The organism is Flavobacterium sp. RSP15 (assembly GCF_003968755.1).
Classification (GTDB): Bacteria; Bacteroidota; Bacteroidia; order Flavobacteriales; family Flavobacteriaceae; genus Flavobacterium.
Genome location: NZ_RYDL01000007.1, coordinates 104,057 through 130,146, shown reverse-complemented (window position 1 = coordinate 130,146; position 26,090 = coordinate 104,057). Strand labels below are relative to the sequence as shown.

16 protein-coding genes are annotated in these 26,090 nt (G+C 34.2%); 11 read left to right on the top strand and 5 right to left on the bottom strand.

What is annotated here, in order from left to right:
• Positions 1-135: 135 nt before the first annotated feature.
• From EKM00_RS14740 to xrtF, 3 genes are all read right to left on the bottom strand, one after another.
• Positions 136-297, bottom strand: coding sequence for a hypothetical protein (locus tag EKM00_RS14740; protein ID WP_158614891.1), 162 nt, complete (start codon positions 295-297; stop codon positions 136-138).
• Between the two features lie 523 nt (positions 298-820).
• Positions 821-1,264 carry an exosortase F system-associated membrane protein gene (locus EKM00_RS09650; RefSeq protein ID WP_126516025.1) on the bottom strand — a complete coding sequence of 148 codons (444 nt, stop codon included), beginning with the start codon at positions 1,262-1,264 and terminating at the stop codon, positions 821-823.
• A complete protein-coding gene (gene xrtF / locus EKM00_RS09645) occupies positions 1,245-1,790 on the bottom strand; it encodes an exosortase family protein XrtF (RefSeq protein WP_126461866.1) in 546 nt (181 codons plus the stop codon). Before xrtF ends, EKM00_RS09650 begins: the two co-directional genes overlap by 20 nt.
• Positions 1,791-1,867: 77 nt before the next feature.
• Here xrtF and EKM00_RS09640 point away from each other — a divergent pair, with 77 nt between their 5' ends.
• From EKM00_RS09640 to EKM00_RS09625, 4 genes are all read left to right on the top strand, one after another.
• On the top strand, positions 1,868-2,323 hold the full coding sequence (locus EKM00_RS09640; RefSeq protein ID WP_126461863.1) for a GAF domain-containing protein: 456 nt from the start codon (positions 1,868-1,870) through the stop codon (positions 2,321-2,323).
• A gap of 112 nt (positions 2,324-2,435) precedes the next feature.
• Complete coding sequence (rpsO, locus tag EKM00_RS09635; RefSeq protein ID WP_066079886.1) at positions 2,436-2,702, top strand: 30S ribosomal protein S15; 267 nt, start codon at positions 2,436-2,438, stop codon at positions 2,700-2,702.
• 232 nt (positions 2,703-2,934) lie between these two features.
• Positions 2,935-5,076 (top strand): polyribonucleotide nucleotidyltransferase, encoded by a 2,142-nt coding sequence (locus EKM00_RS09630; RefSeq protein ID WP_126452801.1) that lies wholly within the window; start codon positions 2,935-2,937, stop codon positions 5,074-5,076.
• 115 nt (positions 5,077-5,191) lie between these two features.
• Positions 5,192-5,818, top strand: a complete 627-nt coding sequence (locus EKM00_RS09625) for a hypothetical protein (RefSeq protein WP_126516024.1) — start codon at positions 5,192-5,194, stop codon at positions 5,816-5,818.
• A gap of 169 nt (positions 5,819-5,987) precedes the next feature.
• Here EKM00_RS09625 and EKM00_RS09620 read toward each other — a convergent pair whose 3' ends face one another.
• Positions 5,988-6,857 (bottom strand): Abi family protein, encoded by an 870-nt coding sequence (locus EKM00_RS09620; protein WP_126516023.1) that lies wholly within the window; start codon positions 6,855-6,857, stop codon positions 5,988-5,990.
• 360 nt (positions 6,858-7,217) lie between these two features.
• Between EKM00_RS09620 and EKM00_RS09615 the strand changes: the two genes are divergently transcribed.
• The 4 genes from EKM00_RS09615 (at position 7,218) to rpe (ending at position 14,122) form a co-directional block, all read left to right on the top strand.
• Positions 7,218-9,176: a DNA methyltransferase gene (locus tag EKM00_RS09615; protein ID WP_126516022.1), complete on the top strand. Its 1,959-nt coding sequence runs from the start codon at positions 7,218-7,220 to the stop codon at positions 9,174-9,176.
• A 63-nt stretch (positions 9,177-9,239) separates the two neighbouring features.
• Complete coding sequence (locus EKM00_RS09610; protein ID WP_126516021.1) at positions 9,240-11,807, top strand: DEAD/DEAH box helicase family protein; 2,568 nt, start codon at positions 9,240-9,242, stop codon at positions 11,805-11,807.
• Positions 11,808-12,024: 217 nt separating this feature from the next.
• Positions 12,025-12,888: a sigma-70 family RNA polymerase sigma factor gene (locus tag EKM00_RS09605; protein ID WP_007137700.1), complete on the top strand. Its 864-nt coding sequence runs from the start codon at positions 12,025-12,027 to the stop codon at positions 12,886-12,888.
• A gap of 571 nt (positions 12,889-13,459) precedes the next feature.
• Positions 13,460-14,122: a ribulose-phosphate 3-epimerase gene (rpe, locus tag EKM00_RS09600; protein WP_126516020.1), complete on the top strand. Its 663-nt coding sequence runs from the start codon at positions 13,460-13,462 to the stop codon at positions 14,120-14,122.
• Positions 14,123-14,329: 207 nt separating this feature from the next.
• Here the strand turns inward: rpe and EKM00_RS09595 are convergent, their stop codons facing one another.
• A complete protein-coding gene (locus EKM00_RS09595; RefSeq protein WP_126516019.1) occupies positions 14,330-15,466 on the bottom strand; it encodes a helix-turn-helix domain-containing protein in 1,137 nt (378 codons plus the stop codon).
• Between the two features lie 112 nt (positions 15,467-15,578).
• Here EKM00_RS09595 and EKM00_RS09590 point away from each other — a divergent pair, with 112 nt between their 5' ends.
• The 3 genes from EKM00_RS09590 to EKM00_RS09580 all read left to right on the top strand — a co-directional run bounded on the left by EKM00_RS09590 (position 15,579) and on the right by EKM00_RS09580 (position 26,090).
• Positions 15,579-16,481, top strand: a complete 903-nt coding sequence (locus EKM00_RS09590; RefSeq protein ID WP_158614890.1) for a tail fiber protein — start codon at positions 15,579-15,581, stop codon at positions 16,479-16,481.
• A 53-nt stretch (positions 16,482-16,534) separates the two neighbouring features.
• A complete protein-coding gene (locus EKM00_RS09585; protein ID WP_126516017.1) occupies positions 16,535-25,111 on the top strand; it encodes a LamG-like jellyroll fold domain-containing protein in 8,577 nt (2,858 codons plus the stop codon).
• 61 nt (positions 25,112-25,172) lie between these two features.
• Positions 25,173-26,090: a hypothetical protein gene (locus EKM00_RS09580; protein WP_126452781.1), complete on the top strand. Its 918-nt coding sequence runs from the start codon at positions 25,173-25,175 to the stop codon at positions 26,088-26,090.

Sequence of the window (26,090 nt, the reverse complement as noted above, 5' to 3'; positions counted from 1 at the left end):
TTTACCGGATAATATTACCCGCGAATATTAATTCCTTTTGCCCCTTGTATCAATTTTCTTTCTCGTGTTCCTTCGGCGTGATACCCCACTGTAATTATTATAAATCCCCTCCATGGCTTCCTCATAATCCGAAACTCATGAAAACATTTTACTCATTTCAGCACATTCTCCCGGCGGTAACTTGTGCCATTTTTTATTAGTAGAAAAAATATTCAGTGCATTGATTCCCATTGAAGTATCAATAATATATGGGATCTTGGAGATTCTGTCTTCTTTCTGAATTTTAGCGCTATCCAAAAGGATTTAAAACGAGACCGAATATACATCGGAACTTTCACATCCGTAGCAACCTCTCGACCCGCATGATACTTACATTCGACCATAGCGATAGTTTCGTTTTTTTGACCAGCACATCTATTTCATGCGAGACACATTTACCTTGTAAGGTCAAATTATTTATTTGATTTATAATGCTACGCGAAATAATTCGTCCTATATATTTTTCAAAAAAAACTGCAGTACCTGAGAGTCCAATTGTTTCTCTTAAATTATAACGTGTGGCATGAAAATCAGCTTTTTCTTCAATAATGAAAAAGCCATTTTGTAGATTTATTTTGTAGAAATACCCTCATACATCTGCTTTTTTATAGCCTGTAAAATTGCGTCAACCGCCATAATGCTAGCACCAGATTTGATCAGTGATTTTTTAAGTTTATCCAAATTAAATTAGGCTATATAGTCAGAATGTTTCACTATTTTAATAGCAATAGTAATTTGATTTACAGACACTTAAATCGGCATTGAAGACAAACAAAAAAGACTACTTATTTTGTTTCTGATAATAAAATCCAGGAACAAACAATAATAAAAAAATAGGCTGAATTATAAACCGACGGATATAAAACAATATCCAATTGTGGTTTCCCCAAGTAAAATAGATGATATAGAAAAAAGCAACCATTAAAATCATAAAAAGAAAATAATACAGCACAAAGGCGAATTTCACCATCATTATTTCTTTAAAAAGCACATAAATAATCCCCAATGAAATAGCGGTATTTAATGTATAACGAAACAATAGCCCATAAAATAATTGGACTACATTGAAACTTGGCAACGGTAACTTCGCAAAATCTTTCTTGAAGAAATCCAGAAAAGGATCATAAAACAACTGATTTTCAAAAGCACGAACAAGCACCAGCAATACAACAAAAAATAGAAATTGTAGTACACGAACTTTGTTATTAAGAATCTTTTGAAGCATATCTTGAAAATTTACGAACCCAAATTAACCACAATACAAAAACTAAACTATAAATGTACAAAGGAAAAAGAACTCCGTGCAAGAAGGGTTCCTGTTTTGGAAAATAAAAAATAAGTGCGCTTAAAACAGCTATTCTCAAAACATTCAATACATAAATAAACAGACTTCCTCCAAAGATAAAAAGCAGCGTCGTTAGTAGTTTTCCAGAAAAAGCCACGACAAATGAAATAAACAAAATAATTACGCTAATTGCATTACATCCTTCTACAATTCGGGCTACATATTTCTGGTTATAAAACAACTTCATATAAGGAGATGCAGTGCTCTCTTCAATTGAAGATTCATCATTAAATAACTGCAGCACTTGCTCTGTATTTTCACTTACCATTCTGGTAACAGAATCTATTTGATTTTCTTCAAAACCATTAAGAAAACGCTGATACAAAAAAGTCAGCACTATATAAGTTAAAAAAAAAGTACCTAGAAAAATCAAAAAAGGCTTGTAGAGAATAAAATATTTTTTCAAAATCTATTTTTTTAACAAATTTATGTAATTTTTAAAACTGGCTTTAAATACTTTTGTACAAATAAAAATAAAAAAACATGACATTTCAAGAACTACAACCAAAAGTAACCGAAATCACATTAAATACAACGTTGTCAAGAGACGAAAAACTATTGTCTATTTGTGAGCTGCTTAGTAACTCTGTTGCCTATTATAATTGGGTAGGATTTTATTTTGCAAATCACGAGTCTAAAACATTACACTTAGGACCCTATGTGGGAGCAGCAACAGACCATACGGTAATCCCTTTTGGAAAAGGAATTTGCGGACAAGTGGCTGTTTCAAACGAAAACTTTGTAGTTCCTGACGTTGCAGCGCAAGATAATTATATTGCTTGTAGTTTTACCGTGAAATCAGAAATCGTTGTACCCCTTTTTGTAAACGGAGAAAACATAGGACAAATTGATATTGACAGCCATGTCATAGATCCATTTACAAAAGAAGACGAAAAGTTCTTAGCCTTTGTGAATGAGGAAATTGCAAAATTGTATTAAGATTTAAAATAATTCATAATTCATAATTCATAATTCATAATTATTTTTTACTTTTGCACCCGTCTTACAATAGCTGTAAGGCATACATAAAAATCATTAAACAAATATTGGAATGTATTTAACTAAAGAGATTAAAGAAGAAATCTTCGCTAAACACGGAGAAAAAACAAACACTGGAAAATCAGAAGCTCAAATTGCTTTGTTCACTTTCAGAATTAGCCACTTAACGGAGCACTTGAAAAAAAATCGTCACGATTATAATACAGAGCGTTCATTAGTCTTGCTAGTAGGTAAAAGACGATCTTTGTTGGATTATTTGAAGAAAACAGAAATCAACAGATACCGTGAAATTATCAAAGTATTGAATATCAGAAAATAATCAATATGTAAAGAGGCGCGAGAGTGCCTCTTTTTGTTTTTATATTTCCGCGTCCAAAGTTCATTTTATAATCCTGACACAAAAGGGATTAGAATTAAGACCGCATTATAAGGTAAATACCAATTTGTATTTACAATAAAAAAGTTTCGTTTTTCATTGGGTTTTAAGCATTAACTACGCAAAATAACTACAACACAACTAAAATCCATTGTTTAATCAAGAAAATACAATTATGATTCCAAAAGTTTCAAGAGAAATTATCGATTTAGGAGATGGGAGAAGCATCTCAATCGAGACCGGAAAATTAGCCAAACAAGCTGACGGTGCCGTAGAAGTACGAATGGGAAATGCAGTGTTGCTGGCAACAGTTGTATCTGCCAGAAAAGCAAGCCCAGGAATTGACTTCTTGCCCTTAACATTAGATTATCGTGAAAAATTTGCTGCCGCCGGGCGTTTTCCAGGTGGTTTCTTTAAAAGAGAAGCAAGACCAAGTGATAATGAAATATTAACTATGCGTTTAGTGGATCGTGTATTGCGTCCTCTTTTCCCAAAAGATTATCATGCAGAAACGCAAGTGATGATTCAATTGATGTCGCATGATGAAAACGTAATGCCAGATGCATTAGCCGGTTTAGCCGCTTCGGCAGCTTTATCTTTATCTGATATTCCTTTTTCAACTTTAATTTCTGAAGTTCGTGTAGCCAGAGTTGACGGTCATTTCATCATCAACCCAAGTCGTACTCAATTAGAATTGTCTGATATTGACATGATGATTGGCGCTTCAAAAGAATCTATCGCAATGGTAGAAGGTGAAATGAAAGAAATTTCAGAAGCCGAAATGGTTGAAGCGATTAAATTTGCGCACGAAGCAATCAAAATTCAAATTGCTGCTCAAGAACGATTAGTTGCTGCTTTTGGTAAAAAAGAAGTACGAACTTACGATCAAGAAAGAGAAGATGTGGCTATTTATGAAAAAGTAAATGCTGCAGCTTATGACAAATGTTATGCAATTGCAAAACAAGGAACAGCAAAACACGAAAGAACAGCTCAATTTGCGGAAGCAAAAGAAGCAGTTAAAGCATTGTTTACTGAGGAAGAATTAGCTGAAAACGGTGATTTAGTTTCAAAATATTTTGCTAAATCCAGTAAAGAAGCCGTTCGTAATGTAACCCTTGATTTAGGCACACGTCTGGACGGTAGAAAAACAAATCAAATTCGTCCAATTTGGGCTGAAGTTGATTATTTACCTTCAGTTCACGGATCTGCTTTATTTACACGTGGAGAAACTCAAGCATTGGCAACAGCTACTTTAGGAACTTCCAGAGAAGCAAACCAAATTGACTCTCCATCACAACAAGGCGAAGAAAAATTCTACTTGCATTATAACTTCCCTCCTTTTTCTACTGGTGAAGCAAAACCATTAAGAGGAACTTCAAGAAGAGAAGTGGGTCACGGAAACTTAGCACAACGTGCTTTGAAAAATATGATTCCTGCTGATTGTCCTTATACCATTCGTATTGTATCTGAAGTATTAGAATCAAATGGTTCATCTTCAATGGCAACCGTTTGTGCAGGAACATTAGCTCTTATGGATGCCGGGATTCAAATGACCAAACCCGTTTCCGGGATTGCAATGGGATTAATTTCTGATGAAAAAACAGGCCGATTCGCTGTATTGTCTGATATTCTTGGTGATGAAGATCACTTAGGAGACATGGATTTTAAAGTAACCGGAACCGCAGATGGAATTACCGCTTGTCAAATGGACATAAAAATTGAAGGATTGGCGTACAACATCATGGAAGAAGCTTTAGCTCAAGCTCGTGAAGGTCGTTTGCATATTCTTGGAAAAATTATAGAAGTTTTAGCTGCTCCAAAAGCAGATGTAAAAGCGTATGCTCCAAAAATCATCACAAGAACAATTCCTGGCAACTTTATTGGTGCATTGATTGGACCTGGTGGAAAAGTGATTCAAGAATTACAAAAATCTACAGGAACTACTATCGTTATCAATGAAGTAAATGAGCAAGGAGTTATTGAAATTCTAGGAACAGATCCTGCCGGAATTGAAGCTGTATTGGCTAAAATTGAGTCCATCACTTTCAAACCACAAATGAACGAAGCTTACGAAGTGAAAGTAATCAAAATGCTAGATTTTGGTGCCGTTGTAGAATACACAGCTGTTCCAGGAAACGAAGTTTTATTACACGTATCCGAGTTAGCTTGGGAACGCACTGAAAACGTTTCGGATGTGGTCAATATGGGCGATGTCTTTATGGTGAAATACCTTGGACTGGATCCAAAAACCAGAAAAGAAAAAGTGTCCAGAAAAGCACTTTTACCAAGACCTCCTCGTGAGGAAAGAAAAGAGTAATCAGATCTTAGTTTACTAAAGGTTTATTTATAGGGAATCCCGTTTCATGAATTTGAAACGGGATTTTTGTTTAATTCATGAAAGTATTACATTTGAATACTAAATCACTAAAAATATGTTCTCTAAAGAATTCAAAAAAGCAATAGAAGAATTACCAAGTGCTGAAAAAGACAAGTTGATATTCCGACTTTTAAAAAAAGACCTAGATCTGGCTAATCGCCTTCATTTTGAACTAGTCGCTACCGAAACCGTGGATGAAAAGAGAAATGATTTTGAAAAAGCAATGTTAAAAAAAATCAATCACCTAAGTAATAGTTTTTATTCAGTTGGGTATTTATTACAAGATATTCGCTATGTAAGCGGTGACATTAATGAACATGTAAAAATAACTAAAGACAAGTTTGGTGAAATAAGCCTAAATCTTAAAATGTTAATTCAACTCTTAACAAGTAACGGGGAAAGAATAGAAACTGTGCCTTATTCAAAAGCGTACACGTTGTGCATCTATGTAATTGCACGAGCTTTTAAAATTTTACTTTTAATAAAAGCTATTAACGAGGACTATTTTTTAGATTTCAAAGAAGACCTTTCCACATTAGGAAAACTAATTTATGACATCCCTTTTTTAATGCACACCGCTATTAATAATGAATTAGATGTTAATTGGCTAATTTCTGGAGAAATCCCTGAAGATATTGCGCGAATTCACAAAGAGATTAGAGCTAATGGATTTTTAAAATAAAAAAATGCTACTGATTATTATCACCATTGTATTTAACCAATAAAAAACCCAGAGCAAGTCTGGGTTTATCTTATTTTTTTATAGTGCAGCACTAAAGCAAATGAATAGTAGGGCACTTAATAGGATGCAAAGATACAAAGAAAACTTTGTTTTGTTACAATAATTAAAATTAATATTGGTATCCTATCTTAGTAATGATAATCTCTTTGATTACTTCTTTTTCAGAATGCTTTAAAAACAAAGTATTCAAATCATTTTCTAAATCATTTTTTCTTTCGTTAGAAATTGATTTCAAAACAAAAGAAATTATTTTAATGGCGGAATCCAATGAATGTCTATTATTACCATTGAAAGTGATACTTGGTAATAATGCAATTCCTTTTGGCGTCATAAAATCAAACAATACTCCACCGTGTGCACATGTATTTCTCACATAAACTATAGTGTCAAACAAATTTATAAATTTTGACAAATTCAAAACACCATACAAATTAGCAATTTTTATTTTTAGTTCAGCATCATGTAATGATTTGAAAGTTTTTAGTACTGCGCCAAATGTAAAAAATTCTAATGTTTTCCATGCAGGTGCATACAAATCATTAATATTGTTTGAATGGTGTAATTTAATAGTTTTATTTGTTCTCTTAAAATCTTCATTATAGTATTTTCCTATAGTACTAATATACCGATTGTCTATAACTCTTGGATTGATAAACCAAGTGGGAGAAGATTTGTATTTATTAGAAACATAATAAACAAGTTTTGTCCTAAAATTAATTTCTATCCTATTCAAGTATTTCAAAAGTAAATTTCTCAAATCGACATCTAAATAATATAAGGTCACTGCGCTCGAGAACAAAGTACCTTCTTGAAATTGATGACTTGCATTTATTTCAAAAGGATTCCAATAAAACCCCAATCTATAATAACCAATATCTAGCAAAATTTCTTTTACTTTTTCAGGCTCTAAATCCAAAATCATTCCTCTTTCTTGAAGCTTTAGAATTTGATTATCAACATCTGTAGCAATACCCGCCATCGTTTTTTTCTCACAAAGATGATCTTTATTTTAATAGTAAATAATCAAACTTATGCACAAACAAACTTAGTTTTTAACAATGCTTTCTTTTTATTACACTTTTAAAAAAACTATATTTGCTTTTATAACAAAAGATAAAACTATAGATAATAATATATAAAGACATATAAAATTAGCGTTTAGCGAAAATTCCTGTTTACTGAAAGGTCGAAAATTTCATAAATCCACAGGAGAGTTTAAGTTAACGTTCATGCCAAAGGCGTGGGCGTTGCTTTGCTTTGTGGATTAGGTATTCGACCACCTCAGTAAACAAGCAATAGCAATTAGCCTGCGCTTCTTTTTTGTTACCCCAACAAAAACATGAAACTATACACTACGGTCGAAGCAGTCTTAAAAAATGAACCCAATTATGTAACCGATGATGGTGATTTAAAAAAATGGGTCATCATTAGCAAAGCACAAAATTGCGATACAGAATTAATCTCCTTATTACTGGAAAACCAAGAAATTAAAACTCATTTTTTTATTCCTATCAAAGACATTTTGGTTTTTAACCAAGCCTTATTTATCCAATTTATGGAGCAAAAAAACTACTTGAACGATAGTTTTACGGCTTATAAAAACAAAATAGGATTAACGATTGACGGCAAATTCTTAAACCAACGAAACGAAGTAGCCCTAGTTTGGCCTTATAAAGACTGTATTCTTGAAGGCGGACAAAGCCGGGAGGAAGACAAACGGGAAGAAATTTTCTTTAATGAAGTGTTGGCACAAGATGAAATTAATCAATTACTAGACCCAAAAGTATTGACCGATGCAAAAGTTTTTACTACGGATGGAGAAAAAGTATTTGAAGGTTTTACTAGAAATGAACAAGGAACAATAACTGATAATTTAGTTATAAAAGGTAATAATCTATTGGCTTTACATTCTTTAAAAGAAGAATTTGCTGGAAAAGTAAAGCTTATTTATATTGACCCACCATACAATACTGGAAGTGATAGTTTTGGGTATAATGACAATTTCAATCATTCTACTTGGTTAACTTTTATGAAGAATAGATTGGAAGTTGCAAAGTCGTTATTAAGTTCGTCGGGTATCTTTCTTGTACAATGTAGTTTTCATCAATTTGCTTATTTAAAAGTATTGATGAATGATATTTTTGAAAAGCATTTATGTGATTTTAATATTCAAGTTAGACATCCAGATAGAGCATTGACAGGAGATAAAGAATATAATGATGTAGTTGAATATTTACTTATATATTCTAATACTGTTCAGAGTAAAATGCCTTTCCAAGAAGTCCTAAAAACTATTGATGATTATACTTTAGAAGTTATTATTAATGACGATGTTGTTCCTGAAATAATTAAATGTGATAACAAATTAGTTGAAGTTTATTATCCCAGTCAATACAAAGTAAATAATATTAATGCGGATAAAAATGGATTAAAAAAAATTAGTATTAGGGGTTCAATAAGAGAAAAAAATAGTAGTGGTAGATTTTTTGTTAAACATCTAGAGCATTTAAAAGACTATCCATCAGAAACATTATTTAAAGTTCCTGATATGGGAGATGATGCTGTTAGCTTTAGGTATTTTTATTCTGCACCTGATAAAAAGAAAAATGGAGGTTATTTTCAAGGAATGCCAACGAGTTCAAATGTTACAAGGAAACAATATTCGAATTTTTATAATTTTGAAAAGGAATATAACAACGTTTCTAAACAAGGAGGTGTAGAATTTAGAAATGGTAAAAAGCCAGAAGAATTATTGAAATTTATAATTGAACTTTTTACTAAAACGGATGATTTGGTTGTAGATTATCACTTAGGAAGTGGCACTACTGCTTCCGTTTGTCATAAATTAGGAAGGCGATACATAGGAATAGAACAAATGCAAAGTCAAATTGATTTATCTCTTACACGATTAAATAATGTAATTTCTGGAGACTCAACTGGAATCTCAAAATCCGTCAATTGGCAAGGCGGTGGTTCTTTCACTTATTTAGAACTCAAAAAATATAATCAAACTTTTATTGATACAATACTAGAAGCTAAAGACAGCAAAACTTTGTTAGTCATTTGGGAGGAAATGAAAAACAAATCATTTTTGAATTACAATATTGCTATTCAAAAACAAGAAGAGCACATAGAAGACTTCAAACGATTAGAATTTTCGGCACAACAAGAACTTTTGATTGCTTTGTTAGATAAAAATCAATTGTATGTGAATCTTTCTTCTTTAGAGGATAATGATTTTGAATGTACTGCCGATGAATTAAAAATAACGCAGGACTTTTATCAACTCAAAAAATAGTCTCGTCAGAAACTCTGCCAGGGTTCAAAACCCTGACAGAGTTGAACGTAAAAACAAATATTTATGGCTTATTTATACGATACATTAATCAAAGAGTTTGGCAAAAGAGCCATTACTAAAATTGAAGTACCCAATTATATTTCCGATAATCTTAAACCAGGTTATGGAGAAAGACACTATCAAAAAGAAGCTTTTCAGCGTTTTATACTTTTCTATAATGAAGATTTTGAAGGCAAGCCAAGAAAACCATTTCATTTAATGTACAATATGGCGACAGGAAGTGGTAAAACACTTATAATGGCTGGATTAATGCTCTACTTGTACGAAAAAGGATATCGTAACTTTTTATTTTTTGTGCATTCAAATACCATTTTAGATAAAACCAGAGAAAATTTCTTGAATGCTTCAGCGAGTAAATATTTATTTAATCAAAATATTGTTGTCAATGGTCAAAAAGTATGTGTAAAAGAAGTGCGAAATTTTGATGAAGCCGATGATAGAAATATCAACATTCATTTTACTTCTATTCAAAAATTGCATTCAGATTTAGTGCAAAGCGAGAAAGAAAACGCATTGAGTTTAGAAGATTTTAGAAACAGAAAGATAGTTTTATTAGGAGATGAAGCACATCATTATAATGCCAATACACAAAGTCAAACGCAATTGTTTCAAAGTTGGGAAAAGTTAATCGAAGATATTCATCAAGCTGACTTAAATAATATTCTGTTAGAATTTACAGCAACTTTGGACTATGAAAAAGCGGATATTGTAAAAAAATACGAAGATAAAGTACTCTTTAAATATGATTTAAAACAGTTTCGATTAGACAAATTTTCAAAAGAAATCAATTTAATCCGGTCTAATTATGATGAAAAGGAACGTGTCATTCAAGCTATTATCCTCAATCAATACCGACAGGAATTAGCAACCAAACAAAACATTAATTTAAAACCTGTAATACTTTTCAAGGCAAAACAAACTATAAAGGAGTCTGAACAAAACAAGCAAAATTTTCATCAATTGATAGAAAGTTTAGACGGAAGTAGTATTGATGTCATTCGGAAAACCTCAACGGTAACTATTGTTCAAAAAGCTTTTTCTTTTTTTGACAGTATTCATTTGTCGTCAAATGAATTGGCTAAAAGATTAAAATCTAATTTTCGTCCAGAAAATTGTTTGAGTGCCAATGATGAAAAAGAAAACGAAGCCAATCAAATAAAACTAAATACACTAGAAGATGCAAACAATCCTATTCGAGCTATTTTTGCCGTTCAAAAACTCAATGAAGGTTGGGATGTTTTGAATTTGTTTGACATTGTACGATTATACGAAGGGCAAAATTCAGGAGGTTCTAATAAAACTTTTGGAAAAACTACCGTCGCCGAAGCTCAATTAATTGGTAGAGGCGCGCGTTATTTTCCATTTATTTTAGATATAGATCAGGATAAATACAGAAGAAAATATGATGATGCGATAGATAATGATTTCAAGGTTCTGGAAGAATTGTATTATCATACCAAAGACGAAAGCAAGTATATTTCAGAGCTCAAAAAAGCGTTAGAACATTTTGGAAGTACAGAGAAAGAAGAAGATTTTGTTCAATTTTCTCTTGAACTTAAGGAAGATTTCAAAACAACTGATTTTTACAAAACAGGAACAGTCATTTTTAATAGGCGAAAAGAGAAGAGTTATGCTTATGTGAAATCATTTGCCGATTTAGGTGTTGTCAAAAAAAATTATGAGTACATTTTGTCTTCGGGAAGTGGAAGAATGTCAGGAATGTTTAGTTCTGATTTTGAAATTTTTGACGATAAGAATACTGCAAAAGATGTCAAGCTGAATGAGGTAATAAACCAACATATTATTAGATATGCATTAGCACAAAATCCATTTTTCCATTTCGATAAATTATCAAAATACTTCCCAAATATTCCGTCAACAAGTTTTTTTATCAACGACAACGACTATTTAGGCAATCTTGAAATTGCTTTTATAGGAAATAAAAAAAGACTAGAAAATATTTCAAATGAGGACTATTTACTAGCAATTAAAGGATTATTATCGGCAATTGAAATCGAGATAAAGGCAAATTTAACGCAATATGAGGGATCCGATTATATTCAGAAGAAAGTACACGAAGTTTTTAGAGATAAGCCATTAAAAATTTATAAAAATGATGAGCGAGCAGATGGACAAGAAAGTCTAGTGGCCAACGAACCGTGGTATGTTTACAATGCAAATTATGGAACAAGTGAAGAAAAAGATTTTGTGACAATGTTTGCTAAGAGATTTGAAATTTTAAACAAGAAATTTGATAATATATTTTTAATCAGAAATGAAAGAGAAATAAAAATCATTGATAAATTAGGTCGTGCTTTCGAACCTGACTTTCTTTTATTTTGCAAGCAAAAAGAAGGCGAAGAATTGACATTTCAAGTGTTTATTGAACCCAAAGGAGGGCATTTAATTTCTCACGATAAATGGAAAGAAGATTTTCTTAAAGAAATAGAAGGAGAAAAAAGAACCATAAAAATTAATACCGATAGATATAGAATTACTGGAGTTCCTTTTTATAATAATAAAGTGGAGAATGATTTTAAAAAATCATTAGAAAGCGTTCTAGAGGTTTGAAACGATAGTCTTCAATTCTAGCGTCAGTTGCATTAGGGATAGCAGTGGAAATCCTTTTTATTTTTTCTTTAAAAATAAAAAGATTGCAACATATAGCCCGACCGCAGGGAATGCCCTTAAAAATCTTTCCTAAATAAAATTAAAAAACAATTGTAACTTTTTTACAACCCCATACGTATAACCATTTGTACACTTAAAATTTAGGAGACAAAAAAACATGAGACAACTAAAAATCACCAAGCAGGTAACCAATCGTGAAACTGCTTCATTAGACAAGTATTTACAAGAAATTGGTAAAGTTGACCTTATTACCGCAGACGAAGAGGTAGAATTAGCACAAAAAATTAAAGCCGGCGACCAGAAAGCATTAGAAAAATTGACGAAAGCCAATTTACGTTTCGTAGTATCTGTAGCCAAACAATATCAAAATCAAGGATTAACCCTTCCCGATTTGATCAACGAAGGAAACCTTGGACTTATAAAAGCAGCACAACGTTTTGATGAAACACGTGGTTTTAAATTCATCTCGTATGCCGTTTGGTGGATTCGTCAGTCTATCTTACAAGCATTGGCAGAACAATCTCGTATCGTTCGTTTGCCTTTGAACAAAATTGGTTCTATCAATAAAATCAACAAAATGTATGCTTTATTAGAGCAATCTAACGAGCGTCCACCTTCTGCTGAGGAAATTGCAAAAGAACTTGATATGACCGTAAATGACGTAAAAGAGAGTATGAAAAACTCTGGCCGTCACTTATCCATGGATGCGCCTCTTGTAGAAGGAGAAGATTCTAACCTTTATGACGTTTTACGTTCCGGCGAATCACCAAATCCAGACAGAGAATTAATCCACGAATCATTGCGTACCGAAATCGAGCGTTCCCTAGAAACATTGACTCCGAGAGAGGCTGATGTAGTTCGTTTGTACTTTGGTCTTGGTGATCAACACCCAATGACCTTAGAGGAAATTGGCGAAACTTTCGACCTGACTCGAGAACGTGTTCGTCAAATCAAGGAAAAAGCAATCCGAAGATTAAAACACACTTCAAGAAGCAAAATACTAAAAACCTATTTAGGATAAAAATGGTCTAAGGTCATAAAGTCTAAAGTTTTAAAGTCAGCGTACTTTATGACTTTAGACTTTTAAACTTTGTGACTAATAAAAGTAACGACGGTCTGATTAACTGTTCGTTTTTTGATTGATGATTGAAACTCCGGCTGATTACCGGAGTTTTATTTTTTCAATAAAACTTAGATCAGTTCTCCTCCGCCGCGGATCGGGCTTAGCTCTGTTCGACTTTCATTCTCGAGTCCGGAGTTTTATTTTTTTAAATCGGAATTGCTTTAACTTTTCACTATTAACTTTTCACTTTTCACTATTCACTTTTCACTTTTCACTATTCACTTTTCACTATTCACTATTCACTATTATGGCGTAACCCTCCGTAAAAACTTCGGGTCGGGCTATCGGCTGTATCTCTCCGCTACGCTACGAGGATGCCACCTCTATCCCTTACGCGCAATGTACGGACAACTCGCGAGTTGTCCCTTCTAAAAAAACTTTCACCAATTGCTGCAAAAAAACTACTTTTGCACAAACAACACAAACTGTAAAGATGCACTACAGTGCATCTCTATAAAACAACTACACAATGAAAAATACTCTTATTGCACCATCAGTACTTGCGGCCGATTTTGGAAACCTGCAACGCGATATCGAAATGATCAATGACAGTGAAGCCGATTGGTTTCATATTGACATCATGGATGGTGTTTTTGTACCTAACATTTCGTACGGAATGCCAGTTCTAGAAGCCATAAACCGCCATGCAAAAAAAACAATCGACGTTCACTTAATGATTGTAGATCCAGATCGCTACATCAAAACTTTTGCTGAATTGGGCGCCAATATTCTAAGCGTACACTACGAAGCTTGTACCCATCTTCACAGAACCCTGCAAGCCATCAAAGCGGAAGGAATGAAAGCTGGAGTCGCCATTAATCCACACACAAATATTGACTTGCTAGAAAATGTAATCAACGACATTGATTTGGTTTGCATCATGAGTGTAAATCCAGGTTTTGGCGGACAATCATTTATCGAAAATACGTACGTAAAAGTTAAAAAATTAAAAGATTTAATCCATAAAAAAGGGGCGACTACACTTATAGAAGTTGATGGTGGTGTTACCAACAAAAACGCAAAACAACTTGTAGAAGCCGGAGCTGATGTACTGGTAGCCGGAAGTTATGTTTTTAAAGCAGAAAATCCCGTTCAAACCATAAAAGAGTTAAAGGAACTAACTCGTTTCTAAAAAATAAAACACCCGTTCTATTACACACCTATTAGAACAGGTATTTATTATGTGCAATAAATAGTGTTTATCTTCCTGTTTTTAAGCCCGCTACTATCACTTATCGGCACTATTATTTTTGAATTTTATCGGTCTATACAATTCTTTTTCATTACTTATTCTCCTCTTTTTATTCTCAAGGATCTCTTACGATTTTAAATCAGGTATTTAGAGAATTTCTTTCAAAAAATGCTGATGAGTAATTGTGTTTACAAAATCACTAACAGATACTCCGATAAATTTTTTGAAGTTTTTAGAAAATGTAAATCTTGAATTAAATAAACATTTTTCGCCCAAGGAAGCTACGGTATAACTTTCCAGATAGCCTTCGTTTATTAGTGTTACTGCATAATTGATCTTGACCAGATTACTGAAATCATTGATGGAATAATGACAATAATATTTAAAAATAAGCTCTAGGTGTCGTCTAGGTATTTTTATTTCTTTTGCCAAAGCATCTGCTGTTAAGGTGATTTTTGCTATTAATGGGACTGATTTTTGCAGGACTTGAATGTCCATAAGAATGGTATCAATTCTTGCTTTAATGGCATTATAAACTATTAAGTCTTTTTCTTCTATAACTTTCAAAGGTTTAACATTCCAAATTAATAAGTCTTGAGGTGCGTTTTTCTGTAGGCTTTTCAATAAATTGTTTTCTCCAAATATAATAATTGGATTTCTAAACATATAGATCAATACTGCCAGCCATAGTAAAGAAGAAATCCGATAAAAAACATTTAAACTTATTCTTGGTTTCGCTTCGCTAAATAAAAAATAATTAGAATAAACAACTAATAAAAAAGTGACAATAGTCATTAATAGCGCCCAGGTTCTTATGGTTTTATAATTACCCTTTTCGAACATCGAAAGCTTCTTCATTTGTATCAATTCCTTTACCAGCAACATTATGGATACAAAATAGAAAAGAGTGAAAGCCAGATACAAAAGATAGCTAAGCTTGTAATCAACCATTAGTATATCAATCAATATCAGCACGGTTGGTAAAACAAAATGCAACAACTCTTTTTTGAGTTTGCTGTTTCTACGAATAAGTCTTCTGAAAAATAAGTAGTAAATCGGAACAATAAAAAAGGCAACCGTCAGTCTTATTTTTAATGGGCTGTACGTAATTGTCGTGAACCCCAAGACTTCAATAGCATTTACAAATCGTTGCAATCCTGCCACAAATAAAATCATTATTAGGTAGACATTTGTTTTGCGATTTGGTTTTGGATTAAAAAGCATTAAGACCACCACAAATAGGCACAAGAAACCAACTAGTAAAGATACAACATTTAAAAACATGTGTCAAATATTCGAAATATGTCACGAATATAGGTGTTTTAAAACAAGTATGTGTATTGTATCTTTCTATTCTTGTTATTTGCTAGATATTAAATGTAACCTACTCTTTATTATGAAAAAAATCTACCTAATTCTTACCGTTTTTATTGTACTTCTTATCACCGTAAATGCAAATGCCCAAACGAATGTAACTTCATCTGGAATGTCTATTCAAGGAATTGCCCGTGATGAAACCAATGCGGCTATAGCTAACATTGACCAATTGGCCCTTGTTTTTACCGTATATTATTTAGGTGCTGGCAATAGTGAACAACTTATTTTAACCAAAACGGCAAATGTAAGAACCGATAATTTTGGTGTATTCTCTTATGTATTGGATATAGACCAATTACAATATAATCAAATCAGTACGCAATCTGCTTATTTAAAGGTTGTGCAGGGAAGTGTAGTTTTCTCTAATGAAAAATTGCAAGCGGTTCCGTATGCTATATATGCGCAAAACGGAGTACCCACCGGTTCAATTATGCCTTTTATAGGAACCGTAGCGCCAAACGGCTGGCTGCTTTGTGATGGTAGTGCCATTACTATTACTACAAATACTTTAAACCTAAGAACATTATTAGGTACCACAAATACACCAGACTTAAGATCGATGTTTTTGCGTGGTGCCGGCAATGGTAACGGACGTACTGGGTCACTATTAAAAATTGTTCAACAAGATGATATCAATTCGCATCTCCATGGCGTAAATTTAAACACCAATCAAACTGGATCACATAACCATAATGATAATAATGATGGCTTTAATAGAGTTTTAAAAATAGAAAACGCATATACAGTTACTAGTACAGATAATAAAAATGGTTGGGGGGTAGAAGAACCAAATTTAGTTTATTCGCTGCCCATTAAAACTGATGGAGCCCACACTCACAATGTTTCCGGTAGTACCGCTGCAACAGGAGGAACTGAAACCCGCCCTATCAACTATGGTGTAAACTATATTATCAAAATATAATCTAACCTGATTTCTTGCCCTGTTCCTTATTCTCCTAACAAAATTTTACTACAATGAAATATATTCTTGTACTGTGTTTAGTGCTTTTTGGGTTTAGCAACTTAGTTGCTCAAGAAAAAAAGGGCGTAACTTCTGTAATTAGCGCTGCCGCTTCTCAAAAAGAGAATCTCAATCTCACATTAACCCAAAAGGTAAATGGCGTAAATAAAACATTTACCATACAAAAGGTAGGCCTGCAGGTTGGCTTGCCTTATATGGGGGTAACTGATAAGCCATATACTAACAATCCTACACAATACTACAAACAAGATTTAGGTTTTCCCTGGGGAATTCGCTACCGTTATAGCACTTTTTCAGAAGATGCTTTCACGGTATCCAAAGGCTATTTCAGTGATCGTATTGAGATCAACTGGGATATAAAAATGAACCGGGAGAAAATTGTGAGCATATCTGTGTATCGTACAGAAGATATTAATAGTGTGAATCCAGATTGGGGAAAATCACTAAAAACACTACCGGCAGATGCGGGAACTTTTGTAGATGCTAATACTGACGGCGGCAAATTATATCGCTATAAAATAGTGGCAAAAGGCGTAGAAATTGATGGTTTAGAAATTCTATATTCAACTTATATTACAGGCGTAGGTTACAGAAACCCCACAGGTGTAGTTACGGGTAATATTACTTTTACAGGCGGAAATCCGGTGAAAGATGTATTGGTAGTTGCTAATCCAACAGGTAATTCTTTAAAATTCGGTAGTTCTTTAAAAGTACTGGCTGGTGGTTATGTTTCGGTGCCAAGATTGCATAAAAATTTAAAAGATTCTATCACATTACAAGCATGGGCAAAACCAGTAAATGATTGGAAGTCGGTCTTGACGTTATACAATTTGGAAAGTGATGCTAACGAATCTTTGAATTTTAGAGCTTATTATGATGCTAGTAGAGGATATATTCAATTATTGATAGGGAATGAATATGTTGCAGTTTTTGGACATTACCCAAGTGGTGAGATCGATAATAGTGGTGATGATATTCTTTTGCCGATAAACACTATAACAAACTCTTTCACACATTTTAGTGCGGTCATTAGAGATAATAAAGCTGTTGATTTTTATATTAACGGACGCTTAATTAATGAGGCGTATAGGGCTAAAATGACTACTATTTTAGCAAAGACTGGATTACCGCCAGTTAGAATAGATATTACAAATTCACCTGTTAAATTAAACATCTCAACTAAAGGACAGCCACAAACCTGGACGCAATTTAAAATGGGAGGAGGAGAAACAGCTTATTTAGACGAATTTAGAGTATGGGAAACAGCATTGAGTCCTTCTCAAATCAGACGCGATTATCGCCGTTATTTGAAGGGGAATGAAGCTTTTTTAAACACCTATATTAGTGCCAATGAAAAAATTGGTGATTACGCTTATGATATTGCCCATACCGGTTTTAATTTCCATGGTAATAATGCAAAACTGAGTAATTCCCTATTAACCATTGCTCAAACACCAACATTTGATAATACAGGCACCAACATCCCAACAAATAGTCAGCTAGGTGTTTTAGGTGTAACAGACGAGTTTGGGAATTATGTGATATCAGCTATTCCCTACAGCGGAAATGGAGATTCTTTTACCATTATCCCTTCGTTTGGAAAACATGCATTTAATCCTAATCAACAGTTAGCCTTTTTAGGCGTAGGTTCTACAGTGGTTAATAAAATAGACTTTATTGATAAATCTTCGTTTGTATTTAAAGGAATTGCGGTTTATGATAGCAGAGGCGTTTTCCCTGCTACCTCAGATGCTCCAATTACAGGAGACATCAAAGAAAATGAATCCTACAATGCTTATATTAAAGGTGACCGTAAATATCAAAAAGGAGAATATTGGGCCGTGAAAATTGCCAATGGGGAAACACAATTGAATAGATATGCGCAAATTCCGGTTCCAGGGGCAAACGTATTTATTGATAATGTGCAAGCCATTGATGCCTTCAATATTCCTATCCAAACAGATATTAATGGTCGATTTACTATTGAAGTACCGATAGGTAAACATGCTATTAGTATAACTAAAAGTGGGCATACTTTTGCTTTACAGGGGCGTTACCCAGCAAAAGACAGTACTACTGTAAACGGAGTGACCACTTATGCCAATACTTACCAAGATTTTTATGAAGACCGTGACGAGCCTATTACCTTTATAGATAATACCAAAGTGTTTGTAGTAGGAAGAGTTGTAGGCGGAACTATACAAGCCGATAAAAAGATTGGTTTTGGATATGATGGAAAAAAAACCTACTCCTATAAAGACGCAGGCGGAATAGATAGAACGGTAATTTATACCTCTGAAAATAATATTGGAAGTGCAAAATTAACACTTGGTTACCTCCCATCTGGCGCAACCAGTATAACACCAGAGTATAAAACAAATTTTGTAACCAATAATGAAACAGGAGAATACCGTGTTTCTCTATTGCCTTTAAGTTACATGCTATCTAAAAATGATTTGATATTTACCAGTGGTAAAAATCCAGACAATACCCCCATTTTAGACGCGGATAAAACAATAAATTTTACGGGTATAAAAGGATTACAATATCCAACCTTTATTCAGGGAAAAGACACCATAACAGGAAAGCCCTATCAGGAAGTTCTGAAATTTACTCATGTTGCCAAGCCTGTGCACAAGGTATTAAGCCAAACTTCTGATGGAACTATAATTTCTGGTGGTACAACCTACACCGTTTCGCCAAATCAGACCCCAATTTACAGTCAATTTGGCGACTATACGATTGAGGTTCAAGGACAGGAATTGTATTATAACTATGACAAAAGTGCTACTACACCTGTTATCAGCACTGTTCCGGTAGAAGGAGGTACTTTAATTGCAACCAATAATTTAGCCTTGGAAAATAGTGAAAAATCTGTTATTTCTTCCAAGGATCCAAGCATATTGATATACACTTTTAAAGGAGGAACGCCTAACACAGATGCGGCTACCAACTTTAAAAGAACCATTGATTTAAAATTCAGATCAAATGATGGGGTTGATTATCCATTAACGGGTTATAAAACAGATGGTATTGTTTTGGGAGGCGTGGCTGATGGCACACAAACCTTTGTAACTGCGGGTCCGGAATTACCTGACTTTGTATTGCGGGATCCGCCGGGATCAAGCAGTTCGGCCACTATAGAAAAAGGAAGTTCTTTTAGTTTTTCAAAAGAAAATACTTTAAGTAAAAATGCAGGCAGCGAATCAAGCGCAACTATTTCTCTTGGATTCGAACTAAGCTTAGGGGGCGGAATGTTAGGGCCGGTAATAAAAACAGAAACCACTAACGATATTTCTACCGGGGTTACTATGGCGCAATCCTCAACAAACGGAAAAAGTGTAACCAATACCTATAGCTTTAATCAAACTATTTCTACGAGTGACGATCCAAGCTGGATTGGTAGCGATGCCGATTTGTATATTGGAACATCGGCCAACCAATTTTATGGAACCTATAATGAATTAGTTGCCTCAACTACAGTTAATTCAACACCAATTTCGGTTGCCTACACATCTGGAACAGCATCAAATACTACAAAATTGTACCCTAAGATTAATAAAGCAATGTATTTCAAAGAATCCCCGGAAAAAACATTGTTTGTTTATTCTCAACATAACATATTAAATGAAGTTATACCAAAGTATTTAGACATTATTAGTAAAATTGATTCTAAAGCTCTTGTTGAAAACACGAATGGTATTCTTACAAAAAGCGCTTATAATTCCTCAATTAAGCTTTGGAGAAAAATAATTTTAAACAATGAATTGACAAAATATCAAGCGCTTACAGACAAGGATAAACTGAAAACATCCTTAAATTCGATCATAGAAAGCTTGAAAGACCCGGTAACTAAAACTTTATCGGCCTCAGATAAGCAGCTTAAGGATTTATTGAATACTACCTTTTATGAAAATATTTCTTTTGATGCCGGTATCGGTGAATTTACAAAAGGGTTTCAAATAGAACGTTTAACTTCTAATTCGCTCTCTTACGATTTACAAATTGATGCTTCAGTCGCTTTAGCTCTTGGGGCTACAGTCAACGAGGCTGGTTTTGGAATGGAAACAAGCACAATCAGCGGATCCGGATCTGGAAGTTCCAGTGAGGACAGTAGCAATGAAACCACAAACATAAGCTATACGCTTAAAGATAATGATTCAGGCAATTCACTTAGTGTTGATGTAATTAACGCTTTTGATGGAAACGGCCCTATTTTTATTACCAAAGGGGGAGAAACCTCTTGTCCTTATGAGGGCGCAGAACTTTCTCATTTTTACAACCCGACTCATGCCAATGTAACGAACACCTCAGGGGCTATCGTTGATCTTGCCGAATCTGATCGTGTAGCGCTATCAATAGCAACCATCGCTTTAGAGAAACCTGAAATAACAGTAAAAGTAGCAGATGTAACAGGGGTATTTGATGGTCGGAATGCTGAGTTTGTTTTACAACTACGCAATACCAGCACCATTAATAAAGACGCTTCTTTTAAACTTGTGGTAGATCAAACTACAAACCCAGGTAATGCGCTGATCAACATTGAGCCTAATGGAACAATTGTAAATGTTCCGGCAGGAAAAACGGTATTGTACACCATGACCCTTAAAAAAGTAAAACAAGATCAGTTTGATTATAAAAATATCAGCGTGTCTCTTGAATCTGCTTGCGACGGAAATGCTGTAGCTTCTGTGCTGGTATCGGCAACTTTTGTGCCTGCTTGTTCTCCGGTAACGATTATGGCGCCGTCAAACAACTGGCTGATGAACCTGAATACTGCCTATAATGGCATAGTAACTAAACCCATAAATATTAAATTAGGGGGTTACAATACCAGCTTTGCCAGTTTCCAAAAGATTAATTTAGAATATCGTCTAAAAGGTACACCCAATTGGATTGGATTAAGAACGTATTTTAAAACCCAGGAAGATTATAATAGTGCTAAAACTGGCGGAGACTCCAATATAGAACTTATAATAGGTACTGAATTAAATTATGCCTGGGATATTGCCGCACTAGGTTTAGCCAATGGAAGCTATGAACTTCATGCCCGTACAAGTTGCAATAACCAAACTGCCTACGAATCGGAAATTATAGAAGGGAAAGTGGATCTCACTGCTCCTGTTCTCTTTGGCACACCTACACCAAAAAATGGTATATTAAATCTTGGTGATGATATTACCTTACGATTTAATGAGCCAATTAAAACCAATGGTACAGTAACTAAATTTGAATTTTTAGTTCAAAAAAACCAAAGCCCGGTAAAACATGAGGTGTCACTCGCTTTTAATGGTTCAAGCAATACGGCTACCATCAATAAACCTGCTATTACAACCGGAGATTTTAGCATCGAGTTTTGGCTGAAAAATTCAAGTCCGGCTGGAACTTCTACCCTATTAAGTCAAAATACCGGAATTAAAATAGAATTGACAAATAGTGATTTAAAATACACAATTGGTGGTCAAAGCATTAGTGCCACTATCACAAAAGACAATACATTTAATCACTATGCACTTTCTTATGATGCTGCTGCCAATAAATTGAGTATCATAGAAAATGACAAGGAAAAAAAGACAAGCACGCCCAGCACAAAGTTAAACTTCACCAATGAGAATCCTGTGGTATTAGGAGGGAACACCTTTAAAGGGAACCTACACGATCTACGATTCTGGAAGCGCAGTATAACAAAAGAAGCTGCTGTAGCTAATATGAACGTCGTATTGAATGGTAACGAGACAGACCTTTTAGGATACTGGCCAATAAATGAAGGAAATGGCATTATTGCCAATGATTTGGCCCGATTTAAACATCTTGTTATTGCCAATACCAATTGGGACATTACTCCTAAAGGATCGGCTTATGCTTTTAATGGTACAAATTATTTAAATTTTACAGAAGCTTCAAAAGTAATTATTTCTAAAGAAATGGATGCCACACTTTCTTTTTGGATGAAAACCAATCAAGCTGGCACAGCAACCCTATTATCTAATGGTAAAGGTGATGCTACGGATGCAATCGAAAGCAATGGATTTCGAAATAAATGGGCAATAAACCTGAATGCTGCCGGTAACATTGAACTGCAAGCGGAAGCAAAAACATTCCCTTTTGGCAGTATTAAATTAAACGACAACAGCTGGCATCATATTGCATTGAGTTTAACCAGAAATGGAACCATGCGAATGTATGTTGATGGTAATCAGCTAAGTTCTTATGCAAGTGCTGATTTAGGAGGATTTTCTGCCAGTAAGATTTTCGTTGGCGCCCGGGGTCAAATCGGCAGCCCACTCGATAGAATAGATAATAAGTATAATGGTTTAATGGACGAATTGTGCCTTTGGAATATGGCTCGTAGCGCCGAGCAAATAAAGGCGGATCAGTACCATGAGCTCGATTTTAAAAGTACCGGACTGCTATTATATTCTACATTCAATAAACCGGAAACAGCAAACGCGAATGGCCCCACATATTATTATCCGCAAAACGCTTTTGAAAAAGGAAGCAGTTACGCTTTATTAGACAGTAAACCACTTGCTTTTTCTGATGAAACCCCTGCTATTAAACCGATTCGTCCTACAGAATCAATTGTTGTAAACGCTGTAATAAATGGAGATGCAATAGTGTTGAACCCACAAATTACAGACTGGGCAAGCGTAGAAGGAAAAGTAGCTAACATTACGGTTTCTAATCTTAATGATATGGCGGATAACAGGCAACAATCACCAGTAACCTGGAGCGCCTTCATTAATCAAAACCCAGTAAAATGGTTTGTAGAAGGACACAATGACATTGTAAATTTAATGAAAAGAGCCAATGAAAATTTGACTTTTGACATTACCATAATTAACCGGGGAGGAATGTCACAACCTTACACTATTGACTTGCCTAATTGGTTAACGCTATCAGCAAAATCTGGAACTATTGCGTCAAACACAACGGTTACGCTGAAAGCAACAGTTGATAATAATCTGGCAATTGGAAATTACAATACTGTTTTATCCCTATCTACAGATTATGGTTACAACGAAAAAATACAGTTAGACTTAAGGGTATTGGAAAAAGAACCTATATTAGAACTTGATCCCAGCAAGTTTAGCCAATCAATGAGCATCATAGGAAAAGTAAAATTAGATGCTTTTTTTTCGGATGACCTTTATGATAAGGTGGTTGCGGCAGTTAACGGTGAAGTTCGCGGAAAAGCAAGTGTTATCTATGACCCAAGTCTTAAGGAATATTTAGTATATCTAACGGTGTATAGTAACGAAGTTAGCGGAGAAAATATTTCATTTTATATTTGGGATGCTTCCGATGGAAAATTAAAAGAAGCCACTTTAAACAACGTATTCACTATCCCATATATGGCAGATGAAGTTATTGGAACATATACCAGCCCCGCTATCTTTAATAATACAAACGTAACTGGTCAGCAAATCTCTTTTAACCAAGGCTGGACATGGACCTCTTTTAACGTAACTGATGCTCGATTCGGAAATTTAAATGCCCTTACAAAAACTCTCGTTCTCAACACTTCGGATTTGATAAAATCAAATGCTCCGGCACTATTTGATGCTTATCAGGTTAATGCAGTTAATCCAACTGAAAGTGGCTGGTCGGGGACTGTATCAAGTAATGGTGGTATTTCAACAAACAAAATGTATAAAATTAAACTGACAACGGCGCAAAAATTAAACATCAAAGGTGTTCCTGTAGATTTAAATACTTGGTTTTTTGATTTGAAACAAAATTGGAATTGGCTTCCCTTTGTAGTTTCAAAAAATGTACCCGTTTCGGATGCTTTAGCTAATCTTGATGCTAGTGATGGTGATTTCATAAAGTCCCAATCCTCATTTGCTATATACAGTCCCAATATTGGATGGAAAGGATCTCTGTCATATTTAAAAGCGGGTGAAGGGTATATGCTAAAAACAAGTAAAGCACAAAAGTTTACGTATCCCGAATATTTAAACCGAACAAGTGCCAAAATGATTTCTAAAAATAAAGGACTTGAAAGCGGCAAAGAATCTGAGGTATTGTCAAATCAATATGCTCAATTCCTTAATACGATGAGTGCAGTAGTAAAATTACCCTCTGGTTTTGAAAAACTTACCTTTTACAATGAAACCGGACAATTAAGAGGAAACACTACGACTCAAAATATTGAAGGTACAAATCTGGCTTTTATAACTATTTATGGCAATCAACCAGAAACACTTACAGCCTATATTGGTAAAGGGAATAGCGCCCAAGCGACGACCAAATCGATTCGTTTTTCTACAGATGCTATCTTGGGTAGTATTGCTGATCCAATTCTAATTGATTTATCGGAAGAAAAAATAAGTATCTTCCCAAATCCATTTTATCATGACCTAGAGATAGCAGTTGAAACCAAAGAAAGAGGTGAAGCTACAATTTTGATTTATAACATACTCGGTCAAATCGTATTTGAAGACGCTTTTAAAATCAATTCGGATGCTGCAGTATTGAAAATCAGTCCTGCGGTGCCTAGTGGTGTTTATCTCCTTCAAGTACAAATTAAGGGTAAAGTAATAACAGAAAAAATAATAAAAAACTAAAATAATAATTCCGGAAAAGCTCTATTTTAAGAAATTCTTTTCCGGAATAAATATCTTTTTCATGAAAAAAACAACATTTTTATTTATACTATTTTTCCTTTCTGTCCAAGCATTATTCGCGCAGGTTCCCACTTGGTCAGTGAATGAGAGTGGCTATCAATACACCATGACTTTTATGGCAAAACTTAATGTGGATGGGAAGCAGTTAATTGGCAAAAATGACAAAGTTGCCGCATTTGTCGGCAGTAGTTGCAGAGGAATCAGTAGTTTAACCTATGTTGCTAGTGAAGCCAATTATTATGCTTACCTCACCGTGTTTTCAAATACACAAGATGAAGCTGTATCCTTCCAGTTATACGACAGTACCACTAATAAAATAACGGCTGTAAGCAAGCAAGTAAAATTTGGAGTAAATGAGCACAAAGGGAATTTATTTCAATCCTATAGCATTGCCGAACCTGCTTTAAACGACAAGTCTGAAATTCTGTCTTTCAATTTTATGGACATAAAAAGTTTGTCATCGGTAATTAATGGTGGGAAGGTAATCATTAGCCTGTATGACAGTTCCAATATAGCTACCCTAAAGCCTGTATTTACTTTGAGTAAAGGGGGAAAGCTGTTAAAAAACAGAATTGTACAAAAATCGCAGGAAATTATGGATAATTTTTCTTCTGCAATAACATACGAAGTCCTTTCTGAAGATGAATCAAGTCTTAGCAGTTATACAGTTAATGTAAATCAAATAAGCACTCCTACTTTGTTCTATAAAAAAGATGCTGTTTGCAATGTAAATGGTGTAATAAAAGTTGTCTCTAAACAAGAAGGAGCCCCGGTAGTAATGACAAGTAATGGCAAGACCGTTTCAACCAAACAAATTACAAATGGTGAGGTAGTATTCAATAATCTCAATCCAAACTCTTATGTTATTACGCTAGGAAATGAATGGAAACTTATTAATATAATATTAAAAGAAAAATGA